Annotated in this window: 16 protein-coding genes; 4 read left to right on the top strand and 12 right to left on the bottom strand. The window is 58.7% G+C overall.

What is annotated here, in order from left to right:
* Nucleotides 1-54: 54 nt before the first annotated feature.
* Both L0664_RS15685 and L0664_RS15680 read right to left on the bottom strand, forming a co-directional pair.
* Nucleotides 55-708, bottom strand: coding sequence for a sulfotransferase family 2 domain-containing protein (locus L0664_RS15685; RefSeq protein ID WP_235226839.1), 654 nt, complete (start codon nucleotides 706-708; stop codon nucleotides 55-57).
* Entirely contained in the window at nucleotides 705-1556 is an 852-nt protein-coding gene (locus L0664_RS15680) for a DMT family transporter (RefSeq protein ID WP_235226838.1), read from the bottom strand. The genes L0664_RS15685 and L0664_RS15680 overlap by 4 nt, the downstream gene beginning before the upstream one ends.
* Nucleotides 1557-1741: 185 nt before the next feature.
* Between L0664_RS15680 and L0664_RS15675 the strand changes: the two genes are divergently transcribed.
* The gene (locus L0664_RS15675) at nucleotides 1742-3367 is read left to right on the top strand and encodes an AMP-binding protein (protein ID WP_235226837.1); all 1626 of its coding nucleotides are present in this window, start codon (nucleotides 1742-1744) and stop codon (nucleotides 3365-3367) included.
* A 6-nt stretch (nucleotides 3368-3373) separates the two neighbouring features.
* Here the strand turns inward: L0664_RS15675 and L0664_RS15670 are convergent, their stop codons facing one another.
* Nucleotides 3374-4177 carry a HalD/BesD family halogenase gene (locus tag L0664_RS15670; RefSeq protein WP_235226836.1) on the bottom strand — a complete coding sequence of 268 codons (804 nt, stop codon included), beginning with the start codon at nucleotides 4175-4177 and terminating at the stop codon, nucleotides 3374-3376.
* Nucleotides 4178-4283: 106 nt separating this feature from the next.
* Here L0664_RS15670 and L0664_RS15665 point away from each other — a divergent pair, with 106 nt between their 5' ends.
* Entirely contained in the window at nucleotides 4284-5300 is a 1017-nt protein-coding gene (locus L0664_RS15665; RefSeq protein ID WP_235226835.1) for a hypothetical protein, read from the top strand.
* Between the two features lie 55 nt (nucleotides 5301-5355).
* Here L0664_RS15665 and L0664_RS15660 read toward each other — a convergent pair whose 3' ends face one another.
* The 7 genes from L0664_RS15660 to L0664_RS15630 all read right to left on the bottom strand — a co-directional run bounded on the left by L0664_RS15660 (nucleotide 5356) and on the right by L0664_RS15630 (nucleotide 12909).
* Entirely contained in the window at nucleotides 5356-7071 is a 1716-nt protein-coding gene (locus L0664_RS15660) for an SPOR domain-containing protein (RefSeq protein WP_235226834.1), read from the bottom strand.
* 67 nt (nucleotides 7072-7138) lie between these two features.
* Complete coding sequence (gene upp, locus L0664_RS15655) at nucleotides 7139-7777, bottom strand: uracil phosphoribosyltransferase (protein WP_235226833.1); 639 nt, start codon at nucleotides 7775-7777, stop codon at nucleotides 7139-7141.
* Nucleotides 7774-8760, bottom strand: coding sequence for an adenosine deaminase (locus tag L0664_RS15650; protein WP_235226832.1), 987 nt, complete (start codon nucleotides 8758-8760; stop codon nucleotides 7774-7776). The genes upp and L0664_RS15650 overlap by 4 nt, the downstream gene beginning before the upstream one ends.
* Nucleotides 8757-9959, bottom strand: a complete 1203-nt coding sequence (locus L0664_RS15645) for a phosphopentomutase (RefSeq protein WP_235226831.1) — start codon at nucleotides 9957-9959, stop codon at nucleotides 8757-8759. The genes L0664_RS15650 and L0664_RS15645 overlap by 4 nt, the downstream gene beginning before the upstream one ends.
* Nucleotides 9956-11260, bottom strand: coding sequence for a thymidine phosphorylase (locus tag L0664_RS15640; protein WP_235226830.1), 1305 nt, complete (start codon nucleotides 11258-11260; stop codon nucleotides 9956-9958). Before L0664_RS15640 ends, L0664_RS15645 begins: the two co-directional genes overlap by 4 nt.
* A 3-nt stretch (nucleotides 11261-11263) precedes the next feature.
* On the bottom strand, nucleotides 11264-11755 hold the full coding sequence (locus L0664_RS15635; protein ID WP_472850257.1) for a cytidine deaminase: 492 nt from the start codon (nucleotides 11753-11755) through the stop codon (nucleotides 11264-11266).
* A 65-nt stretch (nucleotides 11756-11820) separates the two neighbouring features.
* A complete protein-coding gene (locus L0664_RS15630; protein ID WP_235226828.1) occupies nucleotides 11821-12909 on the bottom strand; it encodes a cupin domain-containing protein in 1089 nt (362 codons plus the stop codon).
* A gap of 141 nt (nucleotides 12910-13050) precedes the next feature.
* Between L0664_RS15630 and L0664_RS15625 the strand changes: the two genes are divergently transcribed.
* Nucleotides 13051-15333 (top strand): NADP-dependent malic enzyme, encoded by a 2283-nt coding sequence (locus tag L0664_RS15625; protein WP_235226827.1) that lies wholly within the window; start codon nucleotides 13051-13053, stop codon nucleotides 15331-15333.
* On the opposite strand, the gene L0664_RS15620 is transcribed toward L0664_RS15625, so the two are convergent.
* Nucleotides 15330-15704 carry a hypothetical protein gene (locus L0664_RS15620; RefSeq protein ID WP_235226826.1) on the bottom strand — a complete coding sequence of 125 codons (375 nt, stop codon included), beginning with the start codon at nucleotides 15702-15704 and terminating at the stop codon, nucleotides 15330-15332. The two genes, L0664_RS15625 and L0664_RS15620, sit on opposite strands and share 4 nt — an antisense overlap.
* A gap of 278 nt (nucleotides 15705-15982) precedes the next feature.
* On the opposite strand from L0664_RS15620, the gene L0664_RS15615 reads away from it, so the two are divergent.
* Complete coding sequence (locus L0664_RS15615) at nucleotides 15983-17872, top strand: propionyl-CoA synthetase (protein ID WP_235226825.1); 1890 nt, start codon at nucleotides 15983-15985, stop codon at nucleotides 17870-17872.
* Here the strand turns inward: L0664_RS15615 and L0664_RS15610 are convergent.
* The gene (locus L0664_RS15610; protein WP_235226824.1) at nucleotides 17869-18636 is read right to left on the bottom strand and encodes an NAD kinase; all 768 of its coding nucleotides are present in this window, start codon (nucleotides 18634-18636) and stop codon (nucleotides 17869-17871) included. The two genes, L0664_RS15615 and L0664_RS15610, sit on opposite strands and share 4 nt — an antisense overlap.
* Between the last annotated feature and the right edge of the window lie 175 nt (nucleotides 18637-18811).

The raw sequence follows: 18811 nt of genomic DNA, 5'->3' as shown, positions 1-18811 counted from the left end.
TGAATTGGTAAACGGGCGATTAACCATGAAACTGGAAACAATCAGGCCCGCGCGTCATGCCGGATCGAAGGTATATCCATGGGTTTTGATGTCCGTGGCGCACAATTCCCCAAGAAGTTCAGCATCTGATTCCGTATAGAACCCGCGCCAATCACGGGGCCGTGCGCTTGCGTTGGCGATTTTCATGTCCGGCATAAACCCCAATAGATCGGCAAGCGGGGCGATATCATCCGCGAGGTGTTCGAGCCGGATATAAAGATCAGCGTGCTGCACCCCCGCACTGTCAGTCAGATAGGATGCATAGGGGTTTTTGCGAAACGTGGCCTGTGTCAGCGGCGCGTTCAAAAACCCCGAAAACCCTTTGGACTGCGCCAAGGCCACTGCGGGATGATCAAAACTTTGGGTTCGGAGCCAATGGAAATAGCTGACCATGCGGTCCCACGGATTGCGCACGAGGGTAAAGGTGAACAGATCGCGCATGTCATCGCGCGTGATCAAACCTTCGGCGTCCGCCAGCGTGGAATGTTTCCACAACCGCCCCGCCGTCTGCACGCCCTTCACCTTGCCACGCCGTTTCACCGCCTTCGGAGTATCGCCAATCATGATGTCATCCGCCTTGGCACGATCTTCCAGCGCGAGGGCCATGGCCGTTCCGCCCGTCTTAGGGATGTGCACAAAGATATAGCCACGCCCGCGCGAAATAATCATTTTGACCTCAGCGCGATGATGGACCCTGATGCAATGATCATCGCAATCCCGATCAGTGCCACAAGCCCAAGGGTTTGCCCCCACATCAGCCAGGCAAAGAACGATGCGAATACGATCAGGGAATATTCGTTAATCGCGACATAGGACGCTTCGCCCAATTGATAGCCCCGGGTCAAAAGAACGACACCGATGATGCTGCCCACAGCCTGCGCCACCACGACCCAAGCCACTGTCAGGTTCGGGGCGACGTAGCCGCGTTGCATCCAGCCGTCTGCCAATGGTGCGGCGTCCAAGGGGAACACCGCCAGCACGGCCACCCCAATTGCGCCATAGATCCCGAGGATCAGAAAATACGCGAAGGCCATCACAAAGGCATCTTCGCCTTCGCACCACGCCCGTGTTCCAATCGCCCCGATGGCATAAAAGACACCCGCCACAATCGGGAACAGCGACAGCCATGTCAGCCCGCCATCCTGGGGCCAGACCACCAAAAGAGCACCGCAAAACCCGATCCCCACGGCCAGCCAGCGCCACAGGCCCACCTGTTGGCCGCGAAACAGAACAGAAAAGACCAACACAAAGATCGGCGCGGTGAACAGCCCTGCGACGACCACCCCGATGGGCAGCACCGCAAGGCAGCCAAAATAAATCAGCAGGGCTGTCGCGGTGAAAAAGTTGCGCGCCAGAACCATTGCAGGGCGATGTGCGCGAAACACGCCCAAGCCCAGCAGTGTCAGCACAAAGATCAGCGGCATCGCCACCGCAGAGCGGGCCGCGTGAAACAGCCAAAGCGACGAAATTTCAGAGACAAGGACAATCAGGTTGTCGCTGACCCCAAGAACAAACATGCCAGACAGGGTGCACAGCGTCGAAAGGGTGGAATTGGTTGATTGCATAATCCCACTGTCGTGAATGGGCAGACCAAGTGCCAGTCTAAAAACGACGCATGCAAGCAATGATCTGCGTTTGACATTTCCAAACACTCACCACTTTATATGTCAGACAATTGAGAGAGCATCTGGGAGGACACGCTATGGGTTGGATGAGGGACGAGACAGGTCTGGACAAGACCCCCGCAAACTATGTGCCGTTGACCCCGTTGAGCCATTTGGCGCGCGCCGCCAAGGTGTTCCCAACCCGCGAGGCGTTGGTTTATGGCGACATGCGCCTGACCTACGCGCAGTATCATGCGCGCGTATCACAGCTGGCGTCGGCCTTGGTGCAGGCGGGTGTGCAGCCCGGTGATGTTGTGGCGACACTGCTGCCCAATATCCCCGCCCAAGCAGAGGCGCATTTCGGCGTGCCGGCGGCGGGCGCCGTCCTGAACACCATCAACATCCGGCTGGATGTGGACACGATCGCCTATATCTTTGATCACGGCGAAGCCAAGGTCGTGATCTGTGACAGCCAGTTTTTGCCCGTGTGCATGCAGGCGATTGATCTGATGGAGGGCGACGCGCCGCTTGTCGTCGAAGTGCCCGATGCCCAGGCCGGTGTGCCTGAAATTGGCGAACAAATTGATTACGAAACGTTCCTGGATGCGGGTGACCCCGCGTTCAACTGGATCATGCCGCAGGATGAATGGGAAAGCCTTGCGCTGAATTACACATCCGGCACCACAGGGCGGCCCAAGGGCGTCGTGTATCATCACCGCGGCGCGTATCTGATGACCATGGGCACGCCCGTCACATGGCGTATGACGCTGCACCCAAAATTCCTGACCATCGTGCCGCTGTTTCACTGCAACGGCTGGAACCACACATGGATGATGCCGATGCTGGGCGGCACGGTTGTATGTTGTCGCGATATTTCGGCGGCTGCGATTTATGATGCGATTGCCGACGAAGGTGTGACCCACTTTGGCGGAGCGCCCATCGTGTTGAACCTTTTGGTGAACGCCAAAGACACCGAACGTCGCGATTTTGATCACACGGTTGAGGTGTTCACAGCGGGCGCACCGCCTGCCCCCGCCACATTGGCCGCGATCGGCACGCTGGGGTTCAACGTCCAGCAGGTTTACGGGCTGACAGAAACCTACGGCCACGTGACCGAATGTTTGTGGAATGAAGATTGGGACGATCTGCCCCAAGACGAACAGGCCGCGATCAAAGCCCGACAAGGCGTCGCATTTCCGCAAATGGAAGACATCACCGTCATGTCAGATGCGATGGAACAGGTGCCGATGGACGGCGCGACGCAGGGCGAAATCGTGATCCGCGGCAATTCCGTGATGAAAGGGTATTTGAAAAACCCCGACGCCACCGCCAAGGCATTCAAAGGCGGATATTTCCATTCGGAAGATCTGGCTGTTCAACACGCGGATGGATCTATCCAGATCGCAGACCGCGCCAAGGATATTATCATTTCGGGCGGTGAAAACATCAGCTCTGTCGAAGTTGAAAGCGCGCTGATGGGGCATCCTGACGTGATGCTATGCGCCGTGGTCGCTATGCCAGATGATAAATGGGGTGAAGTGCCCTGCGCCTTTGTTGAACTGAAAGAAGGGCACAACGGGGACGAGGCCGCGTTGATCGCGTTTACCCGCGAACGCCTTGCAGGGTTCAAATGCCCCAAGAAGGTCGTGTTCGGCGAATTGCCAAAAACATCGACCGGAAAAATCCAGAAATTCGAATTGCGAAAGTCGTTTAAGTCGGCCTGACCGACCCTAGCCCAGACGCCCATAAAACGTCATACGCGCGCTTTCCGACAGCTCAACACCCGCTTGTGCGTTGTAAGCCAGCACGGCCAGCATCCGCATTTTGTCGCTTTCGTTGGGCGATACACGGTGAATGGAATTGCGCCCGCGAAACAGCACGAGCGTGCCCGGCTCCATTTCAAGAACACGCGGCGCCACGCGCCCGTCAAGCAAATCCGCGACGCCGTCAAAGTTCATCTCGCCTGCGTCCGCATCGCGCAAATCACGCAGATATTCAAACCGCGATCCCGCATCCGGTTTCTGGATCAACAGGGTGATCGCAAAGGACGAATTGTCAAAATGCCAACCAAGTTCCTGCCCGCGCCCCGCGTAGTGGATGTTGATGGACGACAACGGGTCGGCGTAGGCATGAAGCTGCGTTTCGCCAGTCGTGCGTTTCACAAAATCGCGAAACCCGACATCGTCATACAGGGTGCGCAAAGGCGACGCCGCGCCAACCATATCATCGCAAATGCACCCTTTGGAGGATTCAACCTGACGGTTGGCGGGATGATCGGGACCAAAGGCAGGATCAGCAGGTGTCAGATAAACCGAATGGTTCTGGGCACAAAAATAGGCGCTGTCTTGTCCTGCAATCGCTTCGGCCTGCATCGCCGCCAGCGCATCGGGGCGAATGAATTCGGGCAGCACCAAAACGCCGTCTGCGTCCAAGGTGGCGGCACACGCCGCACCAAACGCGGCGTCCATCGCGTAGTGATCCAGATTGATAATATCAGCGATTTTCATGAACAGGCTCCGAAATACATCCGACATATCATGACCTGCCTGCGGATGCCGGACAAGGCATGCATTGCGGCCCTGTCTTTTCAAATCCGCCCGCGTTATGATGCAAAAAACCGGAGGCAGAGCAGGCCCCAACATGACAGCACTGACCGAATTTTCGCGATTGGAAAGCGGCGGCCTTTGGCGGCCCGATCCGGATGCGCAGCGCCGTGAAGTCACGGTGTCCTTCGGCGAGGCCACATTGGTGATTTCAGACAGTGCTGGACGCCCGTTAACCCATTGGTCCCTTCCGGCAGTTCAGCGCCTGAATGCGGGCGAACGCCCTGCCCTGTTTACGCCCGCCAGTGACGCGGTCGAGACCCTTGAAATCAGTGATGATTTCATGATTGATGCGATGGAAAAGGTACGCAAAACCGTCAAACGGCGGCGCAGCAGGCCGGGCCGATTGCGCAGCGTGGGCATTCTGGCCGTCGTCGCAGGGTTTGTCGGTTTGGGTGTGTTCTGGCTGCCCAACGCGCTGATAAGAGAAGCACAATCTGTCGTGCCCACCGTCAAACGCGCCGAAATCGGGGCCACGCTGCTTGGCCATATCCAGCGGGTCACGGGGCAAACCTGCCGCAGCCCGCTTGGCACCCAAGCGCTGGGAAAACTGCACGCACGCGCCCTTGGTCCAGATGCGGGCGGGCAGGTTTTTGTTGTCCCCTCCGGCCCTGAAACGGCTGTTTATTTGCCTGGCGGGTTGATTGTGATGAACCGCGATCTGATTGAAGACACCGAAGATCCCGCCGTGGTCGCCGGCCATATCATCGCAGCGGCTGCACAGGTGCGCCGACAAGATCCCCTTGCGGCGGTCCTGCAAGAGGCCGGGATCGGGACGACGTTTACCCTGCTGACAACCGGCGACATCGCCCCTGACACATTGCAGGATTACGCTGTAACTCTGTTCGCCAACCCGTCACCGCGGGTGGATGATGCGGGCCTGCTGGCACTGTTCGAACAGGCGCAGGTGCCGAGCACGCCCTTCGCCTATGCCCTTGATGTCACGGGCGAAACCACCCTTGGCTTGATTGAGGCCGATCCGATGAAAACCACGCAACCAACCGCACTGCTAAGCGACGCGGAATGGATCAGCCTGCAAGGGATCTGTGGTTAAGACGTGAAAAAGCCCCGCGACTGGATCGCAGGGCTTTGTGTAAATTTCGCAAGTCTTAGCGGCGTGTAAACGCGCCCGAATAACCAGCGCCACGTGCTGTCCCCAGCGCGTTTTGTAGCTGGCTGTCACTGCCAAACGGTCCAGCCAGAACCATGCGCATTTCCTGACCGTTCTGATTGAACACACCGATCCGCATTGGCAAGCCACGCGCGCGCAACGATTGTGCGATTGATTGTGCCTGATCGCGGGTCGCAAATGTGCCGACCTGAACGTAGCGGTGGCCGCTGAGTTGTTCGCTGCGCTGGCTTGGTTGCGCGGCGGCGGGCGTCACAGCGCGGGGCTGCTGGGCCGCCTGCGCGCGCGGGGCCGTTGCATAGCGCACCGTGTTTGTCGCGCCTGACGGGCTTTGGATTTGTGGGCCCGTGCGAATGCCGCGCTGCGTGTTCAAACGGCCATCATTCCATACCGATTGGTACCCGGGCGCGACTGTGGGCGCTGGCAGGGCATAGCTGCGGGCCGGGTTAGAATAGGGTGCGGGTTCCTGGCCCAAAATCTGCGCGACGATACCCTGCGATGAGGGCGATGTGCGCGCACGCGCCACAAGGTTGGTCGCCTGACCTGATGGCGATTGTGCCTGTGGCCCGCACCGTCCGGACATCGATCCGGTTGAGCCGCCAAAATTACAGCTTGCCGCAAGACGCGTGTTCACGCCCGGGGTAAATGTTGTCGAACCGGGTGCCCCGTCGAGGGGGTTGGAATAAGGAACGGCACTCGTCGATGCGACGCGTGGGCGAATGCCGGGGGCGAACAAAGCACCCGGGGCCGCATCAAGCGGATTGGAATAGCTGCGCTGTGGGCGGGCAAGATCTGCACGCAGGCGATCAAATGTGCTGTTGCCAGATGTGATGGCCTGGCTTTGGGGGCCGCATCGCATGGGCAAACCTGTCGTCGCACTGACGTATTGGCGTCCTGTTGCTGCAGAGTCCGCACAGGCCTGCGCCCGTGACATCCGCGATTGTGTTGCCGGTGTTGCCGCCGCGGGGCGCTGTGTTGCCGCCGCGATCTGAACGCCCGTACCACCACCGCAATTGATTGGCTGACCCGTGCGCTGGCTGATCAAATTAGGCTGCACACCGGTAAGGCCCGCACAGGCCTGCGCGCGTGTCAAAACCCGTGGGCTTGTCGTCGCGGCTGGTGCCGTAATGACCCTTGGCGATGGGGCCGCTGTTTGAACTGGCACGCGCGGTGCGGCGGCACCAACAGGGCGGCCCGTCAGCGGGTTGATCGCATTGGCGGAAGACGTCGGAAGGTTGCGTCGCGATGTGGGCGCGCTGACGGTTGGGGTCGGTGCAGGTGCGCGCACGACAGGCGCCGGGGCTGCGGCGATGACAGGGGCTGCGGCTTGCACCGGTGCAGGCGCGCGTGCCTCAAGTCCGGCAACGGGCGTGTCCAATGGGTTGGGTGCGTTGACGCGCGGCGCCACCGAGGACGCGCCAGCGACCTGCGTGGGCGCAAAGCCACACAATTGTTCGCGGCTGCGCGAAACACGTGGGACCCATTCCGTTGCCCCGCCAATTCCGGCGCGCACAAAGACGCATCCGCGGCTGTCGACGTATTGATTGGCCGTGAAAGATGATGGTGGAAATTCAGCCGGACCGCCCGCATCACGCAGCGATTGCGCGGACGCTGATCCAGCCCCTAGCGCTGCGATCACCGCAACTGTCGAAAGAAAGCCAGATCGTCGATCAGACGTTTGTCCAAAATACAGCATTGTTGCCCCCACAAGATATTGTGTGAGGATGCAGAACAATGCCTATAATGTAAAGGGATTGTCCCCTCTATTTTGTGCCAAACATTCGATCGCCCGCATCCCCTAGCCCCGGAACAATATATCCATTGTCATTCAAGTGACTATCCACCGAAGCTGTTACAATCGGCACGTCAGGATGGGCTGATTTCATGGCGGCAATCCCTTCGGGTGACGCCAGAAGGCACAAAAAGCGGATGTCTTTTGCGCCAGACTCCTTCAACAGATTGATTGCGGCGATGGATGAATTTCCCGTCGCCAACATCGGATCAACCGCGATGACCATGCGGTCCTCCATCGCTTCGGGGACCTTGAAATAATACTGCACCGGCTGAAGCGTTTCTTCGTCGCGGTACAACCCCACAAACCCGACACGCGCCGAAGGGATCAGTTCCAGCATACCGTCAAGCAATCCGTTGCCCGCCCGCAGGATCGAAATCAACGCCAGTTTTCGCCCTTTGAGGGTCGGGGCCTCCATCTGTTCCATAGGGGTTTCGATGGTCTTTGTGGTCATCGGCAGTTCCCGCGTGACCTCATAGGCCAGCAGTTGTGAAATTTCGCGCAGAAGCTGGCGAAACACGGCCGTCGATGTGTCTTTGTCGCGCATCAGTGTCAGTTTGTGCTGCACCAACGGGTGGGTGACATGGGTCAGGTGGGGCAGTTTGCTCATGTGGTCTCCAATCGTTTGGCGATTTTGGCCCGGGTCGCATCATCACAAAACGCGGCCTCAAGGGCTGTTTGGTTGATCTCGTTGAAATCCGCGTCGCCCCACCCGAACGTCCGGGCGAGCATGTCAAATTCATGGGTCATGGTGGTCGCAAAGAAGGGCGGATCGTCGGTGGACACCGTAACCTTCACGCCCGCGTCGCGCAGTTTCTGGATCGGGTGATCGGACCATCCCCCCGTGGCCTGCAAAAACACATTAGAGCCCGGGCAGACCTCAAGCGTGACGCCGTTGTCGGCCAGTTCAGCGACAAGATTGGTGTCCTGGATCGCGTTCACACCGTGGCCAATGCGCTGAACTTTGAGATCGCGCAGCGTGTCGGCCACCATATCGGGGCCGCCCCATTCGCCCGCATGACAGGTCAGCGGCATGCCTGCTTCTCGTGCCATATCAAAGGCATAGTCGTAATCACCCGGACGGCCGACCATTTCACCGCCCGCCATGCCAAACCCCGTGATGAAATCACCGAAGGTTTCAACGGCGCAGATGGCCGTGGGTTTCGCAGCATCCGGCCCAAAATGGCGGATACATGTGATGATGCCCTTCAGGGTGATCCCGTGCTCTGCCTCGGCCTCGGCGGCGGCGGATTCCATGGCCGCAAGATAATCGCGCCACGCGGCCAGATCACCGCCGCCGCAAAAATCGGGCGACACAAACGTTTCTTGATAAACAACACCGTGTGATGCGCTTTCTTCGAGAACGGCCTTCACGAGGCGATAGAAATCCTGCGGGCTTTGCAGGGTCGTGCATGCGGCCTCGTAGACCTGCAGAAAATGGTCAAAGTCACGATAGGCATAGGTGCCGTCGGGGTTGAATATGCCGCTGATATCAAGCGACTTTTCCTTGGCCAACCCGCGAATAAATGCAGGTGGCGCGCACCCTTCGAGGTGGGTGTGCAATTCAATCTTCGGGAGTGTCTTATGGGTCATAGAAAGCTCTTTCCGGGGCCGCGAACGGGCACGTCCAAATGGGTTGCGATGGACGCCGCGACATCAACGAACGCAACATGACCAAGGTCTTTTGCGCCGATTCCGTGTATCAGCACGGGCACACGTTCGCGGGTGTGATCGCCGCCAATCCATGTCGGATCGTTGCCATGATCGGCGGTGACGCACAACAGATCACCGTCGCGCAGTTTGGGCAACAGATCACCCAAGGCAGCATCGAACCATTCAAGGTGACGCGCATATCCTGACACGTCGCGGCGATGGCCATAAAGGCTGTCAAATTCGACAAAATTGGCGAACACGAACCCGCCATCTGGCGCGGTATCGATCATGTCGGACAGGTGGTTCATCAAGGTGACGTCGGCGCCCTTACGCACCTCGTCTATGCCCCGCATTGAGAATATATCGCCAATCTTTCCAATCGCTTGCACGGATCGACCCGCGTCATGCACCCAGTCGCACAATGTTGGCGCGGGGGGGGCGATTGCGTAATCGTGGCGGTCGAGCGTTCTTTCAAAATGGCCTTCTTCGCCTTTGAACGGGCGGGCGATCACGCGACCTACTTTCATGTCGTGCAACATCGGAGCGAGGTCTTCGCACAGCTTTAACAATCGATCCAACCCGAAGTGATCCACGTGCGCGGCAATTTGCAGAACGCTGTCGACGGAGGTGTAGCAAATCGGCTGGCCCGTGCGGATGTGTTCAACGCCAAAGGTTTCAATCACCTGCGTGCCGGATTCATGGCAATTGGCGAGGATGCCGTCCGTCCCCGCGAGTTCGCGTATCCGGTCGGTGACGTTCTGCGGAAAAGCCGGTGTTGTGTCGGGAAATGTGTGCCAATCCCACGGGACGGGCACCCCTGCCAATTCCCAATGGCCTGACGGTGTGTCCTTGCCGATGCTGACTTCGGTGGCGGCCGCAAAGGCCCCCGTCGGCGCGGGCCAGCCAACATCAAGACCCGTCGCAAGCGCCATCGCGGCCCCTGCCCCAAGGCTGTTCAGATGCGGGATTTTCAGCGGCCCGCTGCGCCCGTCTTCGGCCTGACCTTCGGCGCAGGCCTGTATGATATGGCCCAGCGTATTCGCACCGGTATCGGGCACGTTGCCGTTGAAAAAATCGCCAGCATCAGGCGCACCGCCGATGCCAACACTGTCGATCACAATCAAAAAGGCGCGCGTCATCGATCAATCCGTTCAATAATTAAATCATTCAGCTCAGCCGCTTCGCCGATGTCGACGGCGCGCAAAACGGCGTGGGCTGCGGCCTCTGCGCTGTCTTCGTCGGCGGCGTGAATTGTGGCGATCGGGTCGCCGCGGCTGACCGTTGCGCCCAATTCTATCACATCTGACAGCCCCACGCGCGGGTCAATGCGATCACTTTCGATCTGGCGACCACCGCCCATTGCGACAACCGCGAGGCCCAAGGATTCACCGTTGATTGCGCGAATGACACCGGATTTCGGGGCGGGCACATCCCCCACGACAGGTGCTTTGGGCAGGTGGGTGTGCCAATCGTCGGCGATATCTGGGGGGCCGCCCATGGCGCGTACCATCGCGGCAAAACAGACCATTGCATGCCCTGATGATATCGCCGCTTTAACGCGCTCCTCTGCCTCGCCCTCCGCATGGCCCGCCAGCGCCAGCACGCGCGCGCACAACGCCAAGGTCAAATCATGCAGGCGCGGGGCGGCGGCGCGGTTGCCCGACAAAACCTCAAGACACACCGCAACCTCAAGCGCGTTGCCCAGCGCAGGGGCCAAGGGTTGTGACATATCGGTGATGAAGGCGGCCGTGGGCGTGCCAGCCCCATTGGCCGTCGAGGTCAGCGCGCGGGCGAGTGCCGCGGCCTCTTGCGGGGTTTTCATGAACGCGCCGCTGCCTGCCTTCACATCCAGAACCAAGCCATCCAATCCCGCGGCAAGTTTTTTGGACAGGATTGACGCGCAGATCAAATCAACACTTTCCACAGTGGCTGTGACATCGCGAACAGCATATAAACGTTTATCTGCGGGCGCGATGGCCTTGGTCGCGCCGACAATCGCGCAGCCGATATCACGGGTGATTTTGCGAAAGGTAGCTGTGTTCTGTGACGTGGACAGGCCGGGAATAGATTCGAGCTTATCAAGGGTGCCCCCCGTGTGGCCCAGCCCGCGCCCGGACACCATCGGCACAAAAACATCACAGGCCGCCAAGGCAGGTGCCAGGATCAAGGACACAGGATCACCGACACCGCCTGTGGAATGTTTGTCCAAAACAGGCCCCGGCAAATCCCATTTCATGACATCCCCGCTGTCGCGCATTCCTGCGGTCAACGCGACGCGGCCTTCATCGCTCAGCCCTTTCAGGCACACCGCCATCGCAAAGGCGCCCGCCTGTGCGTCCGACACTTCGCGTGTTGCTAAACCATTGGTAAACCACGCAAGTTCCTGCGCGCTCGGGTCTTGCCCGCGCCGAATTTTCGCAATGATCGCCCTGCTGTCCATCAGTTATGTATTGGCCATGTGATCCGCGGTGAAACGTCCGGGCAACAGATCTGACACTGTCATTTGCAAGGTCGTGCCATCCATCGTCGACATAGTAACGACGACGTCCCCTTTCGCGAATTCCGCTATTTTCTGGCGGCACCCACCGCAGGGCGGCACGGGCGCCGGTGCGTCTGCGATCACAGCGATTTCCGCGATTTCACGCGCGCCCGCCGCGCACATTGCCGCAATGGCCCCGGCTTCGGCGCAGGTGCCTTCCGGATAGGCGACGTTTTCCACGTTGATCCCTGTGAACACATCCCCCTGCGGCGTGCGCAAGGCCGCGCCCACGGCAAAATTTGAATAGGGGGCATAGGCGTTTTCGCGCACGGCGCGGGCATCATCGAGAAGGGACATCAGGACTCCTTGGTTGGAAGAAGTTTGGCTTTGCGGGCCATCAAGTGCAAGTGGAACCCGACAGCACCCTTGCGCGTTAAGGCCGCGAAAGAAGAATATTATGCCCAATATGTTGAAAGCTGCCAATCGCGTTATCGCGCTGGACGAACCGGCCGAAAAACACCCTAAATCAGCGTTGTGTCAAAGGCCCCCGCCAGCGTGACCTCAAGCAATTCGACGTCATCGGTCGGGTCGCTGTAGCGGGTGGCCATTCCCGGGGGGATCACAAATGCATCCCCCGGCGCGAGGCGGTAGGGATCTTTGCCCTCCCCCTCAAGCGTGATTGCGCCTTCCATGACGAAGGTGAAATGAATGTCCGCGTCATGTGTGCTCCAGCGCGGATCGCCCTTGCCACGACGGATGACTTGCACGCCCGCCACGGATTTTGTGGCGTCATTGATCGTTGTGTCGCGCGCGATGTAGCCCGGCAAACGAAAGGGGTGCCATTCGGACGCTGCGCCAATGTTGCGCACAAACCGCTGCCCCTGCCATTCACGATCTGGCCGCAAATCGGGGGTGGGCAACGCCATTACATGATCAATTTCAGTGACATGTTCTGCGGGAACACCAATTTCGATCACTTCGATTCCGTCCGACGCCTCGAGCACGCGGTGGCGGATTTCGGGTGGTTGGATGAAACAATCCCCCGCATGCAGGCGGATTGGGCCGCCTTGATCCTCGTACACCACATCGACCCAACCGCGATAACAATAGATCAACTGAAACCCGACGCGGTGAAAATGCACCATATCGGGCACGGGGCCGCCATCGGGAATACGGATGTGGGACGCAATGATGGACCCGCCAAGGCGCGTCGGGATCAGATCGCGGTAGTGCATGCCCGCGCGCCCGATCACCCAAGGCGCCTGATCCGCCAAGCGGCGCACAACAAACGCGTGATCTGTTTCCGGCAGATAGAGCGGCGGGTTCAGTGGTGCAATTTCAACGGTCGTGCCACCAGGTGCGGTTAGCGTGGTTTTATCACAGAACCCGTTATCATCTGTCAAAATACGCAAATGGCCTGTGGGGCCCGACTGCCCCTGATCCATCCGCACGCGCAGGCCGTGCCCTTCAAAAACCGCAACAGAAGGATCATCTGCCGGATAAATCGACGCCATCCGCATCCGTAAGGTTTTGGTAAAGAACGCAATATCGTCAGTCAGGGCCGTGGTCGGCAGGCAGACTTCGGCGCGAATTTCAGCTTCATTTGTCATTCAAACACCGTGACTTCCAGTTTTCGGATTTGCAAGAGAGTGCATCTTGTCCGTATAGCTGTCATAACGCTTCCCTTGCGGCAGCCAGATAGTTTAACGTTAAACTACTTTTTGCACGCCTTGAATTGATAGGTCAGATACATGCCCGATACGCCAAACGACGCCCACAAAGAAACGCTTCGACAGGCGGCCTTGGATTATCACCGCCACCCGAAACCCGGAAAGCTGGAAATACGCGCAACCAAACCGTTGGCCAACGGGCGCGATCTGGCGCGGGCCTATTCCCCCGGCGTCGCGGAAGCCTGCATCGAGATCAAGAACGACCCCGCAACTGCGCGCGATTACACCGCGCGCGGCAATCTGGTGGCGGTTGTGACCAACGGCACAGCGGTGTTGGGGTTGGGAAACATCGGTGGTCTTGCGTCCAAGCCGGTGATGGAAGGCAAGGCGGTTTTGTTCAAGAAATTTGCCAATATCGATTGTTTTGACATTGAGCTGGACCAGCCCGACCCCGAAAAGCTGGCCGATATTGTTTGCGCGATGGAACCCACATTCGGCGCCATCAACCTTGAAGACATCAAAGCGCCCGACTGCTTTATCGTGGAAAAGATTTGCCGCGAGCGGATGAACATCCCCGTGTTTCACGACGACCAGCACGGCACCGCCATCGTCGTCGGGGCCGCCGCGACGAATGCGTTGCAGGTTACGGGCAAGAAATTCGAAGATATCAAAATCGTCAGCACGGGCGGCGGCGCGGCGGGTATTGCCTGCCTCAACATGTTGCTGAAACTTGGTGTGAAACGCGAAAACGTCTGGCTGTGTGATATCGAAGGGCTGGTTTATAAGGGCCGCGAAAAAGACATGACGCCGCAAAAGGCAGAGTTCGCGCAAGGTACAACAGCAGCCACGTTGGGGGATGTGATCGATGGGGCTGATTTGTTCCTTGGCCTGTCCGGCCCCGGTGTTTTAAAACCAGACATGGTGGCCAAAATGGCCGATGCGCCGATTATTTTTGCGCTGGCCAATCCAAACCCCGAAATCACCCCCGAGGACGTGCGCACGGTCGCGCCGAACGCGATCATGGCCACCGGGCGCAGCGATTTCCCCAATCAAGTCAACAACGTACTGTGTTTCCCGTTTATCTTTCGCGGGGCGTTGGATGTGGGCGCGACGGAAATCAACGACGCCATGCAGATCGGTTGTGTTGAGGGCATCGCCGCCCTTGCCCGTGCCACGACCAGCGCAGAGGCCGCCGCCGCCTATCAAGGCGAACAGCTGACATTCGGGCCGGAATACCTGATCCCCAAACCGTTTGATCCGCGCCTGATGGGCGTCGTGGCATCCGCCGTCGCCAAGGCCGCGATGGAAACCGGCGTGGCCACCCGCCCCGTCGATTTGCCTACCTATAAGGCGTCTTTGGATGCGTCCGTGTTCAAATCCGCCCTGCTGATGCGCCCTGTGTTCCAAGCCGCCGCAACCGCCGCCCGCCGCATTGTCTTTACTGAGGGCGAAGACGAACGCGTGCTGCGCGCCTGCCAAGCGGTGTTGGAAGAAACCACCGAAACGCCAATCCTGATCGGGCGACCCGATGTTATCCGCGCCCGTGCAGAGCGCGCGGGTCTAGACGTTGATCTTGATAAACTTGATATCGTGAACCCTGAAAACGATCCGCGCTACCGCGATTATTGGGATACATATCATAGCCTTATGGCCCGCAAAGGCGTGACACCCGATCTTGCCAAGGCCGTCATGCGCACCAACACCACGGCGATTGGTGCCGTTATGGTGCAACGTGGTGAGGCCGACAGCATGATCTGCGGCACCTTCGGGCAGTTCCGCTGGCATTTGAATTACATTGAACAGATCTTGGGCAAGGACCTGAAGGTGCAAGGCGCGCTGTCCATGATGATCCTTGAGGACGGGCCGCTTTTCATCGCCGACACCCACGTGCGATCCGAACCCACGGGCGAACAGATTGCCCAAACCGCCATTGCCGCGGCGCGCCACGTCAAACGCTTTGGCCTGAAGCCGAACATCGCGTTCTGTGCGCAATCACAATTCGGCAATCTAGATTGCGATACGGGCACACGTATTCGCGCCGCCATGCGCATTCTTGACAGCCAAAAGGTCGATTTCACTTACGAGGGCGAGATGAACGTCGATGCCGCGCTGGATCCTGATCTGCGCGAACGTTTGTTGCCCGGCAACCGGATGAAGGGCCCCGCGAACGTGCTGATCTTTGGGCATGCGGATGCCGCAAGTGGTGTGCGCAATATCCTGAAGATGAAGGGGGGCGGGCTTGAGGTTGGGCCGATCTTGATGGGCATGGGCAACCGCGCGCATATCGTGACGCCATCGATTACTGCGCGGGGTTTGCTGAACATGGCGGCCGTCGCGGGCACGCCGGTTAAGCATTACGGTTAACGGGGCATCAAAACGCCCGTGGCCACGTTGCCCGACTGCGTATGCGCGAAAGTGACCTGCGCGCCATCCAGCGACAGCGTGGCGCATTCAAAACTAGCCATCAGGCCTTCGTCTGCAGCGATGCAAAACCGATCGCCCTGCAACGTCCACGCAACATCCTGAGCCCCGTCCGGGTTTGCGATAAATTCAACCGTGCCAGTGCCATCCGCGCGCATCCTGAAAAGCGCCTCTCGGGTGGTGGTGTTGGGCCGGTTCATCGCGATATCCCGCGTGCTAATCACAGCGCGCACATCCGCCATGGGCGCGCCAGTTGGCACCGCAACATCACATCCCGCCACCGCCACACACGCTATCAATATCAACCACCGCATCACCGACTCCTCACAAATGTTAAGGAGGTCTTAATTGGTGAAGCATCCGTTAGCCTAGCGACATGCGATTCAAATTCTCTGCAAATTTTAGCAGAAATGTTTGCAACTTTGCATAGAAACAAGACCGACTTCGCAATGATGGCGCCCTGTGGGTGGTTTGCAAAGATTTGCAATTTTGATCTGCGATCATCTGCAAACTCTGACAATTGTGGGCGCAAACAGGCTTGCCCCAGTGGCCAACCACGGCCTATCCCTATGACCAAGAGGGGGACCACAACATGGCATATCGCGACGTATACAAAAGCTGGCAGGACGACCCGGAGGCATTCTGGATGAAAGCCGCAGAAGCGATTGATTGGGACACGCCGCCAAGCAAAGCCCTGTTTGACGACAATGCCCCGATTTATGAATGGTTCCGCGATGCCCGTGTGAACACCTGCTACAATGCCGTGGACCGCCACGTCGAAGCAGGGCGCGGTGATCAGGTGGCCATTATCCACGACAGCCCGATCACGAACACGATCAGCAAAATCACCTACCGCGAATTGCAGACCCGCGTGGCGTCGCTTGCCGGGGCATTGCAGGCAAAGGGTGTGGGCAAAGGGGACCGGGTTATCATCTACATGCCGATGGTCGCCGAAGCGCTGGACGCCATGTTGGCCTGTTCGCGGATTGGCGCGATCCATTCGGTCGTGTTCGGTGGGTTTGCGGCCAATGAACTGGCAGTGCGGATCGATGATGCCACCCCCAAAGCCATCATCGCGGCGTCCTGCGGGTTGGAACCAAACCGCGTCGTGTCCTACAAACCACTGCTGGACGGCGCGATTGAACTGGCGACCCATAAACCCGATTTCACGGTGATCCTGCAACGCGACCAAGACCGCGCCACGATGACGGACCGTGATGTTGACTGGTACGAATTCCAGCAGGGCGTTGCCCCGGCTGATTGTGTGCCCGTCGAAGGCACGCACCCCGTTTATATTTTGTACACCTCCGGCACCACGGGCGCCCCAAAGGGCGTTGTACGCCCCACTGCGGGCCACCTTGTGGCCCTCAATTGGACTATGAAAAACATCTACAATGTCGATCCCGGTGATGTGTGGTGGGCTGCATCCGATGTCGGTTGGGTCGTCGGGCACAGCTATATCTGTTACGGGCCGCTGATCCACGGCAACACGACGATCGTGTTTGAAGGCAAGCCCATCGGCACACCGGATGCGGGCACGTTCTGGCGGGTCATCCAGGACCACAACGTCAAATCCTTTTTCACCGCCCCCACCGCCTTTCGCGCCGTGAAACGCGAAGACCCGACAGGGGAGTTCGTGAAGAAATACGACCTCAGCTGTCTTGATCAGGTGTTCCTTGCGGGCGAACGCGCGGACCCCGACACAATCATCTGGGCGCAAGACCAGTTGCAAAAGCCGGTTATTGACCATTGGTGGCAAACCGAACTTGGCTACCCGGGGGTGTGTAATCCCGTTGGCATCGAACTTCTTGATGTGAAACTGGGCAGCCCGTCAGTGCCGCTGCCGGGGTTCGGTATGAAAATTCTCGATGATGACGGGAACGAACTGCCGTCAGGCGAACTAGGCGCGATTGTGATCAAGCTGCCCCTGCCCCCCGGCACGTTCCCCACGCTTTGGAATGCGCCAGAAAGGTTCCTATCCAGCTACCTCAACACTTTCCCCGGTTATTACGAAACCGGCGATGCGGGCATGATCGATGAAGACGGATATCTTTATATCATGGCGCGCACGGATGATGTGATCAACGTGGCCGGGCACCGTCTGTCGACGGGCGGTATGGAAGAAGTCCTTGCCGCGCATCCCGACGTCGCCGAATGCGCGGTGATCGGTGTCACGGATGCGTTGAAGGGCCAGTTGCCCATGGGGTTCGTCTGCCTCAACAAAGGTGCCACCACGACCCATGAGGATATCGTCAAAGACTGCATCAAACTGGTGCGCGACAAAATCGGCCCTGTTGCGGCGTTCAAACTGTGCGCTGTGGTGGACCGCCTGCCCAAAACGCGATCCGGTAAGATCTTGCGCGCCACGATGGTCAAGATCGCGGATAGCGCTGAGTTCAAGATGCCCGCGACAATTGACGACCCTGCGATCCTCGATGAAATCCGCGAGGCGTTGAAACCGTTGGGTTACGCCAAATCTTAGGCGAATTGTTCCTGGATCAGGCGTTCTTCTAATCCGTGGCCGGGGTCGAACAAGATACGGTGTTCGATCTCTGGCGCGGACCAGACTTCGACGCGTGCGACGTCTTTCACAGACACCCCGTCTGCATCCGCGTTCACGGGGCGTTTGGCCGCGTTTGTCACTTCAAACGTCACGCGCGCCGATTTGGGCAGCAATGCGCCGCGCCAGCGTCGCGGGCGAAACGCCGCCACGGCCGTCAGCGCCAGCACGTCTGATCCAACGGGTACAATTGGCCCGTGCGCAGAGTAATTATAGGCCGTTGATCCCGCAGGCGTGGCCAGCAGTGCGCCGTCGCACACCAGTTCATCCATCCGCAATCTGCCATCCACATGAATGCGCAATTTTGCGGCCTGCGGGCCTGCGCGCAGCAGGGAAACTTCGTTGATCGCCAATGCCTTATGGTCTGTTCCATCCACGCAAACGGCATGCATGTGCAGCGGATTTATGACCTCTTCTTCGGCCTGTTCAAGACGTTTTCGCAGCCCTTGATCTGAAAAACTGTTCATCAAGAACCCGACAGTGCCGCGGTTCATCCCGTAAACGGGCGCGGGCAGATGTTGGGTGTTGTGCAGGGTTTGCAGCATGAAACCATCCCCACCCAGCGCGATGATGATGTCTGCATCTTCAATGTCGACGCCGCCGTATTGGGACGTCAGCGCAAGCTGTGCCGCCTTGGCAATTGGCGCATCACTTGCCACAAACGCGAGCTTTTTTTGGGCAGCCATTGGCCAATCCTTCAATGTTTCCCAAACCTTGTCGCCCGCGCCTTTCGGAAACGCAAGACGCGCATCGTCAGCGCTAACAGGCGCACACGCCATCAAACACGTCGTTTTATGGGTTTTCCGATAGGAAACTTCGCCCTATGTCATGGCGCAACCAAAGGCTTCAAAAGGGAATCCC

This window comes from Octadecabacter dasysiphoniae (assembly GCF_021532615.1).
Classification (GTDB): domain Bacteria; phylum Pseudomonadota; class Alphaproteobacteria; order Rhodobacterales; family Rhodobacteraceae; genus Octadecabacter; species Octadecabacter dasysiphoniae.
This window is presented reverse-complemented; position numbering and strand designations above follow the sequence as displayed.